The organism is Saccharothrix saharensis, from assembly GCF_006716745.1.
GTDB classification, from domain to species: Bacteria; Actinomycetota; Actinomycetes; order Mycobacteriales; family Pseudonocardiaceae; genus Actinosynnema; species Actinosynnema saharense.
The window spans coordinates 5,160,271-5,178,153 of sequence record NZ_VFPP01000001.1 but is presented as its reverse complement, the minus strand read 5'-3'; the positions used below and the strand labels follow the sequence as shown (position 1 = coordinate 5,178,153).

Sequence of the window (17,883 nt, the reverse complement as noted above, 5' to 3'; positions counted from 1 at the left end):
TCAGCCGTTCGCCAGCAGCTCCGGCAGGTCGTGCAGTGAGTCGATGACCCAGTCGGCGTCCCGACGCACCAACGGGTCATCCGCCCACAGGTATCCCCAAGGTCCACGCCGGATCAGCGCCGTACGCAACCCAGCCGCCTTCGCCGCCACAACATCGTTGTCCCGGTGATCACCGACGTAGAGCACATCACCAGCCACCACCGCAGGCGTCATCCCCACCACCCGCTCGAAGAACTCCGCCGCAGGCTTGGCCACACCCCACTCACCAGACGTCGCCAACCCATCCACCGGCAACCTCAACCCCCGCAGCAACTCCGCCGCCCGAGCAGTCTGGTTCCCCGCCACCCCAACCCATAGCCCGACCTCCCGCAGCCGAGCCAGCCCGATCCGCACATCCGGGTACAAGTCCCGATCCTCGATGCGCTCACCCACCCCAGCCCGCTCCCGAAGCTGCCGCTCTTGAGCCACATCGAACCCAGGCCGGAAGTACTGGAACGTCTCCGCGTTATCCCGCCCTGCCGCTGTCACCGCCCCGAGCACCGTCGAGAACGTGTGCCGAGACACCCCGATCCAATCCGCCCATGCCCCCCACTCCCGCGAGTCATCCAGCAACGTCTCACCCACGTCAAACACCACGGCAGCGACCATGCCCTACTCCTACGCCATCACCGCCCACCACGCGACAGTGGCATCAACTCCAGCGGACACCGAGGCAGCCTGACCACGGTGTTCAGAGTTTCTTTTCTTCATCAAGGCGGCCCCCTCCGGGGCCGCTGGCCGTTCGTGCCCTTGCGGGCTGTTGTGGGCAGGCTCCGGCGATGTCTTCGGTCGCGCCAAGTGGGCCTGGCGGCCCACGGGCGCGACACGCGAGGCACCGAAACCTGCCCACAACAGCCGGAGGCCACGGCCAGTGCCCCCAGAGAACCGCTTGAACAGATCTACCCATCTGCTCGACGACGATACTTCCGGCCTCAGGGCTTGAGACGAGCGCGCGGTGGTCGACTCGGCCGCGTGGTTATGGCGCTCGGCTGCCGCGCCTGTGGACAGCTCGACGCCTGACGGCATCGACCAGCCCACAGCCTTGCCAACGTGCAATTAGAGCAACCGAGCCCTACGTACTGACTTAAGCACAGCAATCCCGAGATATTTAGCCATTTCAACTGGGACAGCATTTCCTATCTGGCGCTCGATCGACTCGTAAGAGCCCAGAAAGTCATACGTTACGGGAAAAGTTTGGAAGTATGCCGCTTCGCGCAAGGTCAGGCCGCGATTTTCAATAGGGTGAATGAAAGAACCACATGCAGGCGTCGTACAGCGCGTCGTCATAGTAGGTGCTGGTAGGTCGAGCTTTACTCGACCGTATGAGGCTGTTGCTCGATGCCCCCCCTTACTGTCCACTTCGTTATGGCAGCGGAGACGATGCTCCGGAGGCAGGTCAAATCGCGTACCACCGACTGGAATCGCCTTCACTCGTTCGGCAGTAGATTTCGACAGTGAACGATGACGATTGAGCGGGTCATTCTTGCGAGCCAAGCTGTACAAATTTTGCAAAGCCTCGCCTGCAGTAAGAGCGACAGGCGCATAACCCTGACCCAGAATCTCCCAAATATCGGAAGAGATAACCGCCTTCCGGCTTCTAATGCCGAGAACAACCAATCGGTTTCGGCGCTGAGGAACACCGAAGACTGTGGCATTCAATTTGTAACTACCGAACGAGTATCCAAGCTTGCTCAGCTTCTCGGTCAATTCAGTAAACCGTCTATCACGCGCCAAACCTGGAACATTTTCTAGCAGAATAGCCTTAGGCATGAAAGCCCTAGTGAACCGCACCACTTGGTGAACTAGATCATTACGCGTTTCATCCATGCTTCGCCCACCCGCAAGGGATGAAAATCCCTGACACGGCGGGCATGCCTTCAAGAGAGTCAGTTCACGAATGCGCAAGCCTAGTTCAATGCGCATCCGTTCTGCTGGCAACGATCGTATATCAGATTGCCAAAGCCGAGTTCTTGGGTGATTCAGACGGTAAGACCGAGACGCTTCTGGATCGAACTCCACAGCTCCTACTACGTTGAAGCCAGCATCTCGGAGTCCTTGAGTTGCCCCTCCGGCTCCGGCGAACAAGTCAACTGCGGTAGGCGCTGTAGCGGTCACTACGTGATCTTATCGTCATCGTCACGCAGTCCACCACATAGGTGGCAACAGATGTATCACGACTTCTTATCCGGATTTCCTTCGACAGAAGCAGCGATCCTTGCCGCGACTAGATCTGGTGCTTGCAGCAGATTCACCGTGTGCTGAGACGTTGTAACCTTCAGTAGGCCACCTGACAGAGAGTCAAGGCCAACTAGCACTTGGTCAAAAGACTCCCGGGACATTGCTTTCCACTCAGGCCGTGCTTGTCGAAGTGCCAAGGTAGAGACCGGCTCTCTACTAGCCGTTCCCTGCTGCATGCTCCATAGTTCATCGAAGACGTCACGCCAATCAAAGTTGGCTGTAAGCGGGTTACGCATTTCCGCTATGCGACGCCTTTTTTCTTCAGGGGAGCATATTTCGGCCAACGTATCAGAAATCATAGGTAGAGGGTATTGGTGACGCTTGACCGCCTCATATAGATCAACCAGCGCGTCTACCGTGATGATTGATACATCGACTTTCTGCGCTCTGCACTCCTTCAGGATGGCTGGCTCCTCGCCTTCGGGTAGCCGCGCAAATCCCGCGAATTCACGAGCAACAACGACGCTAAAAAGAGCGTCTACCTCTATAGCATGAGCGGCTGCGCCACTGATTTCAGCGTCGTCGTTCGCCAATGACTTCTTCGAGCCTTTGGCTTCTACGGTGAATCGCTTCTCTTCTTCACCGACAGGTGCAATAACCAAGACATCTTTTTTGCCCGATGCGCCATCGATTTCAGCGTAGAAACCCATCAGTTGGAACAACTTAGCCAAAGCCTGTTCGAATGGCTTGTGACCTTTGTAGCTTGTGTCGATAACTTCCTTAATAATTACATCCGGGCTCTGCTTGAAGCCCGCTTGCAACGAACGCAATTGCGCTTCACGCCATTTCATTACATTGTCGACGATGTCGATGTCGACACCGAGGTCGAGGAGCCTGCCTTTGAGCAAAAGGTCTGCCACCGCGAACATCTCTACAAGCTTCTGTGCCTCTTGACTCCTTCTACTGCGACCAAAAGTCTCCAGCATTGTCACGTACATCGGATGGTCGATATTAGTAACGATGCGATTTTCCGCTACGTCTAGGCTAGACAAAGGGGATTTCGAACCTCTTGCTTCAATTGTCATGCGAGTTTCACTAGGGTTAACGGCAGTCAGATCACCCCCCGGCTCGTTCATAATCAGCGCTGTAAGTGGATCCCTAAGGTACTCCCGAGCAATAATGGGGAGTTCCGCTACACGTGACTCAAGCCTGGCGTGAGATTCTGTCGCAGTTAGCTTATTGCGGCCGGCTCGATATAGGGCAACTTGTAATATTTCAAGTTCTACCCCAGTTGGTGCCAAACGATGCAAACGTTCACGGTCGGCGAGAAGGTCACTATCTAGGCCATCAGCCCAAATGAAAATCTGCATCCGGTTGAACGCGCCGTACGACGGGTCGTGCAAGAAAAGCTTCGGATCGTCCGGGTTCAGCAGACGGTCTCGAACCATCACGAAGAAGCCTTCACTTCTTCCGGATTCGGATCGGTCCTTCTGAAACAGAGATCTATCGAATAGCTTAACTCGCAAACGGACATCGCCAAGGTGTGGCATTACCACAACAGGGTGATCGCCCTTCTTGGTAAATTCTATATCGCCCGTGACACGTCCTGCCTTCTTTGCCTCATCCCACTCAGCTTTAAGTCGCTCCTTGATTCCTTTATCAGAGGCGTCCCATGTGGCTAGAGCTCCCTGCTCAATTTTGGGCGTAACCTCTACCTGGTTAACAAACGCCTTGAAATCTGGCCTGCTCGGCATGCCGTTGCCCAGCACCCAGCGCAAACGGCCAGGAGTAAGATTGACTTCTTCCTTAAGTTCGTCGATAATAGCCAGCGTCCATGACGGTTGAGACCACAGCTCATTAAAGTTGCTAGGAACCGTCCTATACAGACTCTTGGTGAAAGTCTTAGCGCTTTCCTCGGACAGCTCCAGGACTGGGACTTCGAACCCCTTCCTGGGGGACGCATCGCCAGGGTCGGTCTTCGGCGCCTGCCCATACGACACTGCGATAAGGTAGTATCGGCCTTCTCGGTGGCAAAGGTGCGATATTCTGTCCCCGAGAGCGTAGCTTGCGAGCTTGCCGATGCCGAACTTGCCGATCATTGCTCTTTCGATTCCCCGAGCAGCAGATCGTGCGACCCTCGCAGTTCCATCGTTTTTTGGGCTGCGCGCAATCCACCACAACTGACGTATTCCGTCGAGATCCATGGAGTCGCCGTCATCCCACACAAGAACGCAATCCCGAGCAGAGGATCCCGGAAGGAAGACGTTCACCTTCATGGCCAATGCGTCGTAGCCATTAGTGACTAGCTCTTCGACGGCCTTGTTTGGCGACGAGTACAGGTGCTGCGAGAAGTGCTGCAAGATTGCATAATCAATCTCTACCTGTACGTAGGCTACGGGACTTCCGGGCTCTGATACTTGGGTCAACGGCGTTCCCCTGGTTGTGCTTTCATTGACCTTTAATGATAGATCGCCACACAGATGCACACATGTCATCACATCGGGTGTAGCACGTTACCCGTATTCGAACGTGTGTTCGGCAAGACGCTTGAACTGTCAACAACTCATAACAATTCGCCCGCCTGGTAACGAACTGTCGAGACTTGTCGATAGAGATCCACGGTCTTCAACTTGAGGACGATTCATATCCACTGCGCGCCTACGCTAGACCATCACAGGTCAGTGGTTCACAAGCTACCTTCATCGTCGTTTGATCACAAAACGGATAGCGATAACCTTGCTATCTAAGAGGTCGAGACGAAGGTGGACGACACGTCAAAGGGTAGGCAGTGGACGCGACGGACGATGTCCGCAGCAGGGTTAGGCCCCTCAGTTACCCCTAACTAACGACGATAGAGCACCGCATCGATCTATACACAGTGGCGGTTCACGATTGAAAATTCTGCAGGTGGCAGCAGACGACGGACAATATTGGCAGACGTCAAGCGAGCAAGATTTACAACCTTCGGGTTCAGGGTTCGAGTCCCTGGCGGCCCACCAAACTCGACCGCGCATCCCCCATCGCCGACCGGTGCGAATTCCACCGGAACGGGTGATCGCGGTGGCGGGTGGGGGTGGGCGGCGATAAGCAGAGAGCCATGCACTTCGCTGTGGCACTCGCCCTCACCGCTTCGTTCACCGTCGTGTCCGGGGACCTCATCAGTTACGACCCGCGGGTGCCCGCCGGGGCGCGGGCCGATGTGGCGGCCGCGCCCGTGAACGGCGGCACGGTCGTGTTGTTGCGCGCCCGCGGTCTGCTGCCGGACCGTGCCTACGGCGCGCACGCGCACGTGAACCCCTGCGGGCCGGCGCCCGCCGACTCCGGGCCGCACTACCAGCACGTCCAGGGTGGAGCGACGGATCCCGCGTTCGCCAACCCGGACAACGAGATCTGGCTCGACTTCACCACCGACGCGAACGGGTGGGGTGAGGCGCGGGCGCGGGTGGAGTGGCGGTTCGGGGAACGGCGGCCCCGGTCGATCGTGCTGCACGAGGAGCACACGCACACCGAGCCGGGGCACGCGGGCACGGCGGGTGCGCGGGTCGGCTGCATCACCGTCCCGTTCTGACACCGGGGACTGTCGTACCCCGCCGGCACCCTGCCCCCATGACCCCGCACATCGACCTGCGGCCGTGGTCCGAGGGCGACCTCGGGTTGTTGCGCCGGCTGAACGCGCCGGAGCTGACCGACCACCTCGGCGGCCCGGAACCCGACGACCGGGTGACCGACCGGCACCGGCGCTACCTCCTGCTCGGCGACGGTCGGATGTTCCGGGTCGAGGTCGACGGGGTTCCCGCGGGCAGCATCGGGTACTGGGGCCGGACGTGGCGCGACGAGGAGGTCTGGGAGGTCGGGTGGAGCGTGCTGCCGGAGTTCCAGGGTCGCGGGGTGGCCTCGGTGGCGGCACGGGCGACGGTGGCGGCCGCGCCGGTCGAGGGCGGTCGGCGGTCGGTGCACGCGTTCCCGTCGGTGGACCACCCGGCGTCCAACGCGGTGTGCCGCAAGGCGGGCTTCACGCTGCTCGGCGAAGTCGACTTCGAGTACCCGCCGGGCCGCTGGATGCGCTGCCACGACTGGGTGGTGCGGCGCTGACCCGGGCTGGTCGACCTCCAGCGCGCTCCCCAGGTGGACCGCCTGTGACGTGCGAAGCGCCACGTGCGGGCGCCGGCCATGGCGGACGCGGCCGTGCTCGGGGGTCTCGTCGCCCACCTCGCCCCGGACCGCGTGCTCGCGGCCACGAGCCGGAGCCGGCGTGGCGGGTGCGGTCCGTTCGGTGATGTGGCGCCCACCACTACCGGGGCTGGGCGACAATGGACGGCGATGTCCACCGCCCTGCACGCCACCAAGCCCCTGACGATCGGCCGGTACCCGGTCGATCCCGCCGTCGTGCTCGCCCCCATGGCCGGCATCACGAACGTGGCCTTCCGGCAGCTGTGCCGCGAGTTCGGCAGCCCGACCTCGCTCTACGTCTGCGAGATGATCACGGCCCGCGCCATCGTCGAACGCGACGCCAAGACGATGCAGATGATCACCTTCGGCGAGGGCGAGAACCCCCGCTCGATGCAGCTCTACGGCGTGGACCCGAAGTCCATGGCCGAAGCCGCGAGGATCATCGTCGCCGAGGACCGGGCCGACCACATCGACATGAACTTCGGCTGCCCCGTGCCCAAGGTGACGCGCAAGGGCGGCGGCGCGGCCCTGCCGTACAAGCGCCAGCTGTTCCGGCAGATCGTCCGGGCCGCGGTACGGGCCGCCGAGCCCGCCGGGGTGCCGGTGACGGTCAAGTTCCGCATCGGCATCGACGACGACCACCTCACCTACCTGGACGCGGGCCGCATCGCCGAGGACGAGGGCGCGCGAGCCGTCGCCCTGCACGCGCGCACCGCCGCCCAGCGCTACTCCGGCCAGGCCGACTGGTCCGCCATCGCCCGCCTGAAGGAGGCCGTGACCAGCATCCCCGTGCTCGGCAACGGCGACATCTTCAGCGCCCGCGACGCCCTAAACATGGTCGCGAGGACCGGGTGCGACGGCGTGGTCGTCGGGCGCGGCTGCCTGGGGCGGCCGTGGCTGTTCGGCGAGCTGCAGGCCGCGTTCCGGGGCGAGCCCATCCCGGAGGGGCCGCGGCTGGGTCAGGTCGGGGAGGTGCTGCGCCGCCACGGTGCCCTGCTCGCCGACTTCCTGGGCGAGGACAAAGGGCTGCGTGACCTGCGCAAGCACGTGTCCTGGTACCTGAAGGGCTTCCCGGTCGGCGCGGAGCTGCGGCGCGCGCTGGCCATGGTCTCCACGCTCGCCGAGCTGGACGACCTGGTCGGCCGGCTCGACCCGGACCTCCCGTTCCCGGACAACGCCGACGAACCGCGCGGCCGGCAGGGCTCGCCCGGCAAGGTCGTGCTGCCCGACGGCTGGCTGGACGACCCGGAGGACGCCACCGTGCCGGTGGGCGCCGACGAGCTGCACTCGGGTGGCTGAGGTGCTCGCGCGCGCCGCGATCGCGCTGGCGTGCGCCCTCGTGCTGACCGGGTGCGGCTCGACGATCACCGGCGTGGCCCGTCCGCTGCGGGTCACCGACGTGGAGCGCGAGCTGGTGTCCGGCTACTTCGCCGACCTCAACGAGGCGGGCGGGCAGGGCACGTCCGAGCAGCACGAGCTGCTCGACGACACCCAGCACCCCGACTTCCGCGACGAGGACTGCGAGCTGCCCGCGGGCACCATCAAGGTGCAGCCGACCATGTCGACGCTGCGCCTGGACCCGGCGTGGACGCCGCCCGGCGCGGACGAGCACCCGCGCGGCGTGGTGCTGGTCGTCGCGGTGACGTTGACCGTGGTGCAGGAGGGCACGGAGGTCGGCAGCCAGATCGGCTCGCAGCACGTCGTCCTGCTCAACGGCAAGGCCTACGGCTTCGCCCCGTGCGTCAATTGAGGTGACGCGGAGCCCGTTGACCACGCTCGGCAAGTTTTTGGGTCGTTGGATCACCGAATGTCACTGGTTCGGAGCAGTGCACGGTCAACCAGTCGAGGGAAATCCCTCTGTGACGCGTCCCGCCGGCTCAAGCGTCGCCTCGTATCAGACGACACCTTGGCAAGGAGGGAGGTGAGCGCGATGACCGCACTGCGACCCGAAGTGGCCGGGTCCGACCACGACGGCCGGCCCGCAGGAGGCGTGCCCGCGTCCGAGCACGAGGGCACCGGCCTGGTGCAGCTGCACGAGTCGATCGCCGCGCTGCTCGCCTCCAGGGGCCAGTGGCGGCAGGCCTACCAGCACCTGCGGTCCGCGTTCGACCTGGTCTACGCCGACCAGGACGACCCGCCGCAGGTGCCCGAGCAGCTGCGGCGGGAGGTCGACCGGCTGCGCCGCGAGCACGCCGAGGCGCGCGAGCAGAGCCTGCGCGACAGCCTCACCGACAGCTACAACCGCCGGTACCTGGACGAGCGGCTGCTGGGCATGGTCGCCGAGCGCGGGTCGACCGCGTCGGGGCTGGCCATCGCGTTGATCGACCTGGACTGGTTCAAACAGGTGAATGACACTTTTGGTCACCTCCTGGGCGACCGGGTGTTGCAGCGCGTGGTCGAGCTGTTGCAGGAGGAGCTGCCGGAGGGCGGGTTCTGCGCCCGCTACGGCGGCGAGGAGTTCGTCCTCGTGCTGCCGGGCGTGGAGCCCGCGCCGGCGGTGGAGATCGCCGAGGCGGCCCGGTTGCGTGTCGAGCGTCACGCCTGGGCTTCGCTCGCGCCGGGTTTGCGAGTGACCGTCAGCATCGGCCTGGCCTACGAGCCGCCCGCCGCGGGGTCGCCGACGCGCCCGCCGGTCACCCCGGAGCAGCAGCTCCTGCTCGCGGACAGCCTGCTCTACACCGCCAAGCAGTCAGGACGCAACGCCGTCGCCTACCGGGAGAACGGTCGCGTCCGCCTCGCGGGTGCCGCTTCCGGGCGACGAGGCATAGCCGAATCGAGGGTCGTCGGTTACTGACACCGACCAGCAACTCACCCTTTCGGTCGTAGTCTGCTGCGCGCAACCGAGTACTGCCGACCCCTGTATCACCGGGAGTGGTCGTCAGGACTGGCGGTCATCCGTAGTATCGCCAAGGCAAGTGACACGCCGTTGGTGCAACCACTGTGTCCTTGCTGTCGTCAACTCGTGATGACGACCTACTAATGACCGACGCTGAAGGGAGACCGGGTGCCCGACGAGCCCCGCCGTGGCGGCCCCGGACCCGGAGGTGACCAGGCCCCGCAGGACGACCAGCCGACCGGCCGTCGCCGCAGGTCGCTGGACGGTGGCGGGCTGAGCGTGTCCGACCTGCTGGAGCAGCACAGCCGCACGAACATCCCCCGCCCGGTCCCACCCGGTCCGTCGGACACCGGCCGGCGCGCCGCGCCCGAGCCCGAGCCGCCACGCAGACCCGCGCCGCCCCAGAACGGCCGCCAGGCCCCCGAGGGCACCGGCCGCCGCGCCGCGCCGGAACCGCCGCGCCGCCAGGCCCCGCCGCCGGCCGCGCCGCCCTCCAACGACTTCTTCGCCCCGGCGGGCGAGGGCACCGGGACCAGGACGCCGCGCCCCGTACCGGAGGACACCGGCGCGCGCCGCCGTCCCGACGAGCCCGGCCCGGCACGTCCCGGCCGCACCGCGCCCCCGCCGAACGGTCACCCCGGCCGCCCGGACGACCTCGCACCGCGGCCGGGCGAGCCGAGCAGGCGCATCCCCGCCAACGGCCGCCCCGGCCCGGACGTCCCGCGCGCACCGCAGGACCCGGCCGCACCGCCCCGGCCCGCCGACGGCACCGGCCGGCGTCCGCACCCCGGCCGACGGCACCCCGACCCCGCCGCGCCCCGCCCGGAAGGCCTCGCCCCCGACGCGTCCCGGCGCGTGCCCGACGGCAGCGGACCGCGCCGCCGGCCCGAAGACCTCACACCGGATGGCCCCGGCCGGGTCGCCGAGAGCACCGGGCAACGCCGTCGTCCCGACGACCTGGCTCCCGACGCGCCACGGCGCGTGCCGGACGGCAGCGGACCCCGTCAACGGCCCGAGAACGCGCCCCGCCGCCCGGCGGAAGGCCCGCAGGCCCTCGCCCCGGACGCGTCCCGGCGCGTGCCCGACGGCAGCGGACCGCGCCGCCGGCCGGACGACCTCGCACCGCCCGGACGCCGGGTCGCCGAAGGCGCGCCGGCCGACGGCACCGGGCGGCGGCTCGCGGACGGGCCGCGTCCCGGTGAGCACACCGGCCGACGGCCCCACCCCGGCCCGCCGGCCACCGGCAGCGGCCCGCACGACCTGACCGGCGGACCCGGCACCGGCCGCCGACCGCGCCCCGAAGCACCCGCCGACCCGCGCCGCCCGGCACCCGGTGCGCCCGGTGAGGACCCGGTCGGCCGCCGTCCCGACGGCAGCGGCCCGCGTCGGCTCGCCGACGGACCCCCGGCCCCCCCGATCGCGCCGCCCGACGGCCCGCGCCGCCTCGCCGACGGACCTCCCGCACCCCCGGTCGACGGCCCGCGCCGCCTGGCCGACGGCCCACCGGTGGACGGCCCTCGGCGGCTCGCCGACGGCCCACCCGCGGTCGACGGTCCCCGTCGCCTGGCGGACGGACCACCCGCACCCCCGGTCGACGGCCCACGTCGCCTGGCCGACGGACCCCCCGCACCCCCGGTGGACGGTCCCCGCCGCCTCGCCGACGGCCCGCCGGTGCCCCCGGTGGACGGCAGCGGCCCGCGTCGCCTCGCGGACGGTCCCGCGGACGGCAGCGGCCCGCGGCCCGTCGGTGACGTGACCGGTCGCAGGTTCGCCGACGACGGCGACGTCGTCGTGCCCGACGCGGCACCCGTCATCGCCGACCGCCTCGGCGGCGGCGCGAGCCCCGAGCCGCGCGAGGCCATCGACCCGGCCAGCCTCACCACGGAGATGGAGGCCATCAGCGACGACGTCAAGAAACGTCGCGAGGTCGACCACACCCTGGCCCGCTTCTCCGCCGTCCACGACGAGCTGGCCGAGCAGGAACGCCTGCGCAAGGAACGCCGCCAGAAGCTCATGCCGTGGAAGGCCGACCACGACGAGGACGCCACCGAGTACGCCTCACCGGTCGACGCCCCCGACGACGAAGGCCCGCGCCGCCGCGGCCGCACCGCCAAGCACAGCAAGATCGTGCGCACGGTCAAGGTCGTGTCGCTGGCCGCCGCGGTGCTGGTGTTCGTGTCCACCGGCCTCGGCTGGGGCGCGATGTTCTACATCGACAGCAAGTTCACCGAGATCGACGCGCTGAACACCAACTCCGCCGCGGTGCACGAGGCGGAGAAGCAGCTCGGCGACGAGAACTTCCTCATCGTCGGCTCGGACACCCGGGCGGGCGCCAAGCCGCAGGACGGCGTCGGCGACGCCAACTTCGAGCCGGGCGCGCGCTCGGACGTGCTGATGCTCGCGCACATCCCCGCCGACCGTAAGCGCATGGTCGTCGTCTCCGTGCCGCGCGACCTGCTCATCAAGCGCCCGCAGTGCGAGCGGTGGGATCCCTCCACCGGCCAGTACACCGGCGAGCAGCTCGACGCCGAAGAGGACGTGAAGGCCAACGAGCCGTACGCGGTCGGCGGGCCCAAGTGCGTCAGCAAGTTCATGACCGAGCTGACCGGCCTGGAGATCAACCACTTCATCAGCGTCGACTTCAACGGCTTCAAGGGCATGGTCGACGCCATCGGCACCGTTCCGGTGTGCGTGCCGAAGCCGATGAAGGACGACGAGCTCGGCGTGATCTTCGACCAGGCGGGCCGGTTCGAGGTCAACGGCACCAAGGCGCTGGATTACGTGCGCGCCCGCAAGGTCTCGGGCGAGGACAAGACCGACTACGACCGGGTCAACCGGCAGCAGCAGTTCCTGTCCTCGTTGCTGCGCAAGGCGTTGTCGTCGGAGATCCTGCTGAACCCGGGCAAGCTCAACGCGTTCCTCAACGCGTTCGCCTCCTCGACCGTCGGCCAGAACATCGGCGTGAACGACATGCTGACGCTGGCGCAGTCGTTGCGCAGCCTCGAAGCGGGCCGGGTCACCTTCATCACCATCCCGCACGAGACGTCCGAGGGCGAGACGCTGTCCAACGACGACAACCTGGAGCTGTTGAAGGAAGCGGACACCAAGGCGTTGTTCCAGGCGATCATCGACGGCACGCCGCTGCCCGAGGAGACGCCGGACAACACCCCGGCCGACCCGAACCAGGCCCAGCCGACGCAGGCGTCCGCGCCGCCGCCGGGTCCGAAGCAGGGCAGGATCATCGACCACAAGGGCATCAAGATCCAGGTGCGCAACGGTGACCCGGACAACGGCGGCGCGGCCCGTCGGGCCACGGACGCGTTGCGGGAACTCGGTTACGACGTCGTCATCCCCGGTGACGCGCCGCCCGCCGAGAAGACCGTGATCCTGTACGGCATCGGCGCGGAGGACGCGGCGGCGACGCTGCAGTCCTCGGTGCCCGGCGCGACGCTGCAGTTCCAGGCGAACATGGGCGGCGCGGTGCAGTTGCTGATCGGGCCCGGCTGGGACGAGGAGACCCGCGCACCGCAGGCGGCGGGCGGCGAGCCGGGCAAGACGTCGCCGCCGGAGGACCTGGCCGTCGTCAACGCCGGGAAGGACCCCTGCGCCTAGTCGGACTGGACGTCTCGGGTTCATCCGCGGTTCACCGGGGTGGGTCGCTACCGCGATGACCTGGCCGTAGGCTGACGGCCATGCGTGAGGCCTACCACGACCAGCTCGGACAACTCGCCGACCAGCTCGCCGACATGTGCGGCATGGCCGGTGACGCGATGGAGCGCGCGACCGCTTCCCTGCTCGGGGCCGACCTGGCCCTGGCCGAGCAGGTGATCGGCGACGACGCCAAGATCGACGACGTGCGCGCCGACATCGAGGAGCAGGCCTACGCGCTGCTGGCGCTGCAGGCGCCGGTCGCGACCGACCTGCGCATCGTGCTCGCGGTGATCCACGCGGCCGAGAGCGTGGAGCGGATGGGCGACCTGGCGCTGCACGTGGCCAAGGCCGCGCGCCGCAGGCACCCCAACCCGGTGCTGCCGGACACGGTGCGGCCGTACTTCGCCGAGATGGGCCGCATCGCGGTCGAGCTGGCGCGTGAGGCGACCGACATCATCCGCACGCAGGACGTGCAGCGGGCCCGGTCGTTGGAGGACGCCGACGACGCGATGGACGACCTGCACCGGCACCTGTTCACCGTGATCATGGACAAGGACTGGCAGCACGGCGTGCCGTCCGCCGTCGACACCACGCTGCTGGGCCGGTTCTACGAGCGGTTCGCCGACCACGCCGTGTCGGTCGCCAAGCGCACCGTCTTCGTGGTCACCGGGCGGATGCCCGGCTACCACCCCGACACCGCGGACGGCTCCTGAGGTTCAGGCGAGCAGGCCGTTCAGCTCCTGCGAGAGCTGGGCGGCGATGCGCGCGTTGTCGGCGGGGGCGTGGGTGAGCCACTTCTGGCCGTCCGGCCCCTGCCGCGTCTGCGACAGGTAGCGACCCTGGTCGTTGTCGAACCAGGCGACCTGCGGCGCGCGCTGCTCCCGGCCGTGCCTGCCGCGGACCGTGACGCCGAACTGGCCGGCCCGCAGGCGCGGCCGTTCGAACACCGCCTCCAACGCGCGGACCTGCGTGGACGTCGACGAGCGCGGTGCCATGGCCTGGGTGAACGTGGCATTGCCGAAGTCGTCGTCCCGGCGCGGTGGCGGCGGTGGCGCGGACGACGGCACCGGCACGGTGATCGACTGACCGGGACCGGGCCGTGACGGCGGGACCAGGTCCACGATCGCGCGCAGCAGGCCGGGCGCGCGCAGCACGTCGACCTTGATCTGCCGGTCGTCCATCACGGCGAGCGCCGCGTTCTCCCCGGCCGCGCCGCCGCGCGCCAGCATCTGGCGCTCGACGTTGCGCGCGTCCAGGGACGCGATCGCGGTGAGGCAGTAGTCGAAGCGGACCAGCAGGGTGAGCGCTTCCGCCACTTCGGGCGCGACCCGGCCGCGGTGGGCCAGGCCGCGCGACTCCAGGTCGCGGTAGACGGCGTTGCGGATGCCGCGCCGCTCGTCGAACGTCTGCCCGAGGTAGGGGAATTCGAACGGGTAGGGGCGGCTGCCGAGCTTGAGGTCTTCCCAGAGCATGTCGGCCGCCGCGAAGGACAGGGCGAACGAGAACACGCTCACCCGCCGATGACCGGCGGAGCGACCATCGTGCCGTCGCCGAAGACGTCCTCGGTCTCCACCAGGTAGGACGCGGCCTTGTGCTCCTTGTCCTCCTCGCCCTGACCACGTCCGGCGCCGGCGCCCATGCCGCCGGCGCCCATGCCGCCCACACCGCCGCGACCCGCCGCGCCCGCGCCACCGAGGCCGCCGCTGCCGCCCGGCCCGAAGCCGCCCGCGCCGGACCGGCCCGCCTCGCCGAGCGTGCCCGCGCTGCCGCCGGGCCCGAAACCACCCAGGCCACCGCGACCGGCCGCCGCCATGCCACCGGGACCGCCACCGGGCACACCGCCCGGGCCGCCGCCGAAGCCGCGGCCACCGGGGCCACCGCCGGGGCCCCGGCCGGGACCGTTCGGCATGCCCGGGGGACGTCCGCCGGGCGGGGTCGTCGGCCGCTGGTTGGGCCCGGTGCCCGGCGGGTAGATGCCGGGCGGGTAGGGGCCGCCGCCGGGACCGGGGATGGTCGTGTTGCCGCCACCACCGCCGCCACCGCCACCGGGGCCGGGCAGGGTCGAGATGCCGCCGGGACCGTTCAAGCCGGACTGGTTGGTGTTGCCACCGCCGCTGCCGCTGCCCGTGCCGCCGCCACCGCCGGGCACGCCGAGGTCGCCGAACCCGCTGCCGCTGCCCGTGCCGTTCCCGTTGCCGCTGGGCACGGTCGGCCGGCTGCCGATCTGGCCGGTGCCGGGCTGCCCCGGGTCACCGCTGCCACCGGAGCCCTCCATGGGCGGGGGCGGCGAGAAGGCGGGCATGGTGGAGCCCGACTCCTGGAAGCTCGTGGACATGGTCGTCATGACCTCGGCCGCACGTTCGTGGGCCTGCTGCTTCTCCTCGAACTTCTGCTCGATCTGGTCGATCGTCTCGGCCCACTTGAACGGGTTGGGCTCGGAGAAGAACATCTTGTAGGCGTCGGCGGTGCTGAACTCGACCGGCTCGGGCATCGCGTTCTTCGCCTGCTCGGCCGCCGTGCTCTGGGCGTACAGCTTGTTGCCGGTGAGCTGCGCGCCCTGGGCCGCGTTGCCCGACCAGGTGGCGACGTTGGTGAAGTACCCCTGCGCCGACTCCGCCGCCGCGCCCTGCCAGGCGCCCTTGCTGGCCGCCGTGGCGCTGGTCAGGTTGGCCTGCAGCTCGGCCAGCGTGTTGCCGATCTTGGTCCAGGCCTCGCCCTGCTCGTTGGCGGTGGTCGGGGCCATGTTCGTGGTGACCATGTCCTTGAGCGCCTTGTGGTCCCAGGACAGGTAGTGCGAGCCGGGCGCGGACAGCGGCGGGCGGTAGTTCTCGACCACCTGCTCCAGCTGCTGCTCCTGCGTGGCCTGGTACTGCGCCGACTGCTGCTTGTAGCGCAGGTAGTCGTCGAGCGTCGTGATGGCGCCGAAGATGCCCGGGTTGGCGGCGCGCTCGCGCTCGTACTCGGCACGCAACTCGGCCTCGGTCTGCCCCGCGTAGGTGACCTGGGTCGCCTGGTTGCTGCTCTGCGGCGGCAGCGAGTTGGACGGCGGCCCGTACGGCGGCTGCGTGTTCGGCGGCGTCACGACGTTCTCCCCCCTCGGGTTACTTCGGCAGCTTCGGCTCGATGGCGGTGGCCACATTGGTGGCCAACTCGCACGAGGATTCCAGCGAGCGGGTGGAAGCGATGACGTCGACCCTGGACGTCGGACTGACTTCAACCGCGACCAGGCACGATGTGTTGGTTCCCGGCGCCTCCACGAGCCGGGCCTTGCGCGGACCGATGGAGGTATCGGACTTCTTGCCATCGCCGACCGCGTCGGCGATGGCGAGCTCGGGTTGAGCCTTGATCGACACGCCACCGGCAGGTGAGGTCGCTGCACCGCACGCGCCGCGACTCTCCTCCTCGACTTCGGTCAGGTTGAGCTGTGCCGCGACAGAGTTGAGAACCTCGCACGAGTCGAAGTCCGCGAGCGAGTCACCACCACCGGAAGGCTTCGTCGTGGTGGTGCCCTTCCCCGTCTGCTCAGTCGTGCCCGATGTGGTGGTCGACCCCGGCGTGGCCGTTCCGCCGGTGGTGCAGCCGGTGACAACGGCGCCGAGCACCGTCAGCGACAAGACGATGCGGACCGACAATCCCTTGATCAACTGCTTCCACCCTCAGTAGCGCTTATAGGTGCTTGCGTTCGAGCTGTCGACCTCACGATAGTTCTCGATCGCCTTCTGCAACGCCTCACGTGCCTCGCTCAACGCGGACCGCAACTGCTCGATCGCTGGCACTATCCCGGACGTGCCTGCTCCACCCTCGACGTTCTCACGGTTGTAGCTCGTCAGCGCAGTAGCGTCGGGACTGGTGCCGAGCTTGACGTCCTGGCGCAGCAGACCCACCTGGCGGTCAAGCTTGAAGAGGTCCTGCTCGGCGCGGTCGATCGCCTTCAGGTACGCCTCCGCACCGTCCTGGCTGATGGCGAACGAACCGGACTCGGCGGCCTGCTTCAAGCCCACCATGCCGGCCGTCATAGCTTGCATGGACTGTGCGCTCCACGCACCTTCCGCCGCCACGGTTACCCCCTGCGAGTCTGCCGATCCCAACCGTCACGGTACCTCCGAAAGGAGGACCGTGTCTCGATTTTGACGGTAGGGGCGGCGCCTCGGTTCCCCCTGTCACCCGAACGCGTAGAAGCCCTCCCACTGCAGGTGGGAGGGCTTCCGGGGTCGGGGCGCGATCAGCCGAAACGGCCCGAGATGTAGTCCTCGGTCGCCTTCTGGCTCGGGTTGGAGAAGATCTTCTCCGTGTCGTCCACCTCGATCAGCCGACCGGGCTGGCCGACACCCAACAGGTTGAAGAACGCGGTCTGGTCGCTGACCCGCGCCGCCTGCTGCATGTTGTGGGTCACGATGACGATCGTGTACTCCTTCTTCAGCTCGGTGATCAGGTCCTCGATCGCGAGCGTGGAGATGGGGTCCAGCGCCGAGCACGGCTCGTCCATCAGCAGCACGTCCGGCTGCACGGCGATCGCCCGCGCGATGCACAGCCGCTGCTGCTGACCGCCGGACAGGCCGCCGCCGGGGCGGTCGAGGCGGTCCTTGACCTCGTTCCACAGGTTCGCCCCGCGCAACGACCGCTCGGCCACCTCGTCGAGCTTCTTCTTGTTCCGCTCGCCCGCGAGCTTCAGGCCCGCCACCACGTTGTCCCGGATGGACATCGTCGGGAACGGGTTGGGGCGCTGGAACACCATGCCGATGGTCCGGCGCACCTGCACCGGGTCGACGGAGGACGCGTAGATGTCCTCGCCGTCGAGCAGCACGGTGCCCTCCACCCGCGCCCCGGGCGCCACCTCGTGCATGCGGTTCAACGACCGCAGCACGGTGGACTTCCCGCAGCCGGACGGGCCGATGAACGCCGTCACGTTCTTCGGCGGCACGGCGAGCGAGACACCGTCCACGGCGTGGAACTTGCCGTAGTACAGGTTCAGGTCTTTCACGTCGATGCGCTTGGCCATGACCGCCCGC

Annotated in this window: 15 protein-coding genes; 7 read left to right on the top strand and 8 right to left on the bottom strand. The window is 67.6% G+C overall.

The window, feature by feature from the left end:
- The 3 genes from FHX81_RS23000 to FHX81_RS22990 form a co-directional block, all read right to left on the bottom strand.
- A complete protein-coding gene (locus tag FHX81_RS23000; RefSeq protein ID WP_141980119.1) occupies positions 1–648 on the bottom strand; it encodes an HAD family hydrolase in 648 nt (215 codons plus the stop codon).
- Between the two features lie 447 nt (positions 649–1,095).
- Positions 1,096–2,154 carry a DNA cytosine methyltransferase gene (locus FHX81_RS22995; RefSeq protein WP_141980118.1) on the bottom strand — a complete coding sequence of 353 codons (1,059 nt, stop codon included), beginning with the start codon at positions 2,152–2,154 and terminating at the stop codon, positions 1,096–1,098.
- A 56-nt stretch (positions 2,155–2,210) separates the two neighbouring features.
- A complete protein-coding gene (locus tag FHX81_RS22990) occupies positions 2,211–4,577 on the bottom strand; it encodes an ATP-binding protein (RefSeq protein ID WP_170232140.1) in 2,367 nt (788 codons plus the stop codon).
- 737 nt (positions 4,578–5,314) lie between these two features.
- On the opposite strand from FHX81_RS22990, the gene FHX81_RS22985 reads away from it, so the two are divergent.
- The 7 genes from FHX81_RS22985 (at position 5,315) to phoU (ending at position 13,587) form a co-directional block, all read left to right on the top strand.
- Positions 5,315–5,785: a superoxide dismutase gene (locus tag FHX81_RS22985; protein WP_141980116.1), complete on the top strand. Its 471-nt coding sequence runs from the start codon at positions 5,315–5,317 to the stop codon at positions 5,783–5,785.
- Positions 5,786–5,823: 38 nt separating this feature from the next.
- A complete protein-coding gene (locus FHX81_RS22980) occupies positions 5,824–6,309 on the top strand; it encodes a GNAT family N-acetyltransferase (RefSeq protein WP_141980115.1) in 486 nt (161 codons plus the stop codon).
- Between the two features lie 228 nt (positions 6,310–6,537).
- Positions 6,538–7,686: a tRNA dihydrouridine synthase DusB gene (gene dusB, locus FHX81_RS22975; RefSeq protein WP_141980114.1), complete on the top strand. Its 1,149-nt coding sequence runs from the start codon at positions 6,538–6,540 to the stop codon at positions 7,684–7,686.
- Complete coding sequence (locus FHX81_RS22970) at positions 7,679–8,137, top strand: hypothetical protein (protein ID WP_141980113.1); 459 nt, start codon at positions 7,679–7,681, stop codon at positions 8,135–8,137. Before dusB ends, FHX81_RS22970 begins: the two co-directional genes overlap by 8 nt.
- Positions 8,138–8,317: 180 nt before the next feature.
- Positions 8,318–9,181 carry a GGDEF domain-containing protein gene (locus FHX81_RS22965; protein WP_141980112.1) on the top strand — a complete coding sequence of 288 codons (864 nt, stop codon included), beginning with the start codon at positions 8,318–8,320 and terminating at the stop codon, positions 9,179–9,181.
- 210 nt (positions 9,182–9,391) lie between these two features.
- Positions 9,392–12,835 (top strand): LCP family protein, encoded by a 3,444-nt coding sequence (locus tag FHX81_RS22960; protein ID WP_141980111.1) that lies wholly within the window; start codon positions 9,392–9,394, stop codon positions 12,833–12,835.
- An 80-nt stretch (positions 12,836–12,915) separates the two neighbouring features.
- A complete protein-coding gene (phoU, locus tag FHX81_RS22955) occupies positions 12,916–13,587 on the top strand; it encodes a phosphate signaling complex protein PhoU (RefSeq protein WP_141980110.1) in 672 nt (223 codons plus the stop codon).
- A gap of 3 nt (positions 13,588–13,590) precedes the next feature.
- Here phoU and FHX81_RS22950 read toward each other — a convergent pair whose 3' ends face one another.
- The 5 genes from FHX81_RS22950 to pstB form a co-directional block, all read right to left on the bottom strand.
- Positions 13,591–14,388 carry an ESX secretion-associated protein EspG gene (locus FHX81_RS22950; protein ID WP_141980109.1) on the bottom strand — a complete coding sequence of 266 codons (798 nt, stop codon included), beginning with the start codon at positions 14,386–14,388 and terminating at the stop codon, positions 13,591–13,593.
- Positions 14,385–15,956: a hypothetical protein gene (locus FHX81_RS22945; RefSeq protein ID WP_141980108.1), complete on the bottom strand. Its 1,572-nt coding sequence runs from the start codon at positions 15,954–15,956 to the stop codon at positions 14,385–14,387. Before FHX81_RS22945 ends, FHX81_RS22950 begins: the two co-directional genes overlap by 4 nt.
- 19 nt (positions 15,957–15,975) lie before the next feature.
- Entirely contained in the window at positions 15,976–16,518 is a 543-nt protein-coding gene (locus FHX81_RS22940) for a DUF3558 domain-containing protein (protein ID WP_141980107.1), read from the bottom strand.
- 12 nt (positions 16,519–16,530) lie between these two features.
- Entirely contained in the window at positions 16,531–16,890 is a 360-nt protein-coding gene (locus FHX81_RS22935) for a hypothetical protein (protein WP_246107940.1), read from the bottom strand.
- Between the two features lie 206 nt (positions 16,891–17,096).
- The gene (pstB, locus tag FHX81_RS22930; protein ID WP_141980105.1) at positions 17,097–17,873 is read right to left on the bottom strand and encodes a phosphate ABC transporter ATP-binding protein PstB; all 777 of its coding nucleotides are present in this window, start codon (positions 17,871–17,873) and stop codon (positions 17,097–17,099) included.
- Positions 17,874–17,883: the final 10 nt, after the last annotated feature.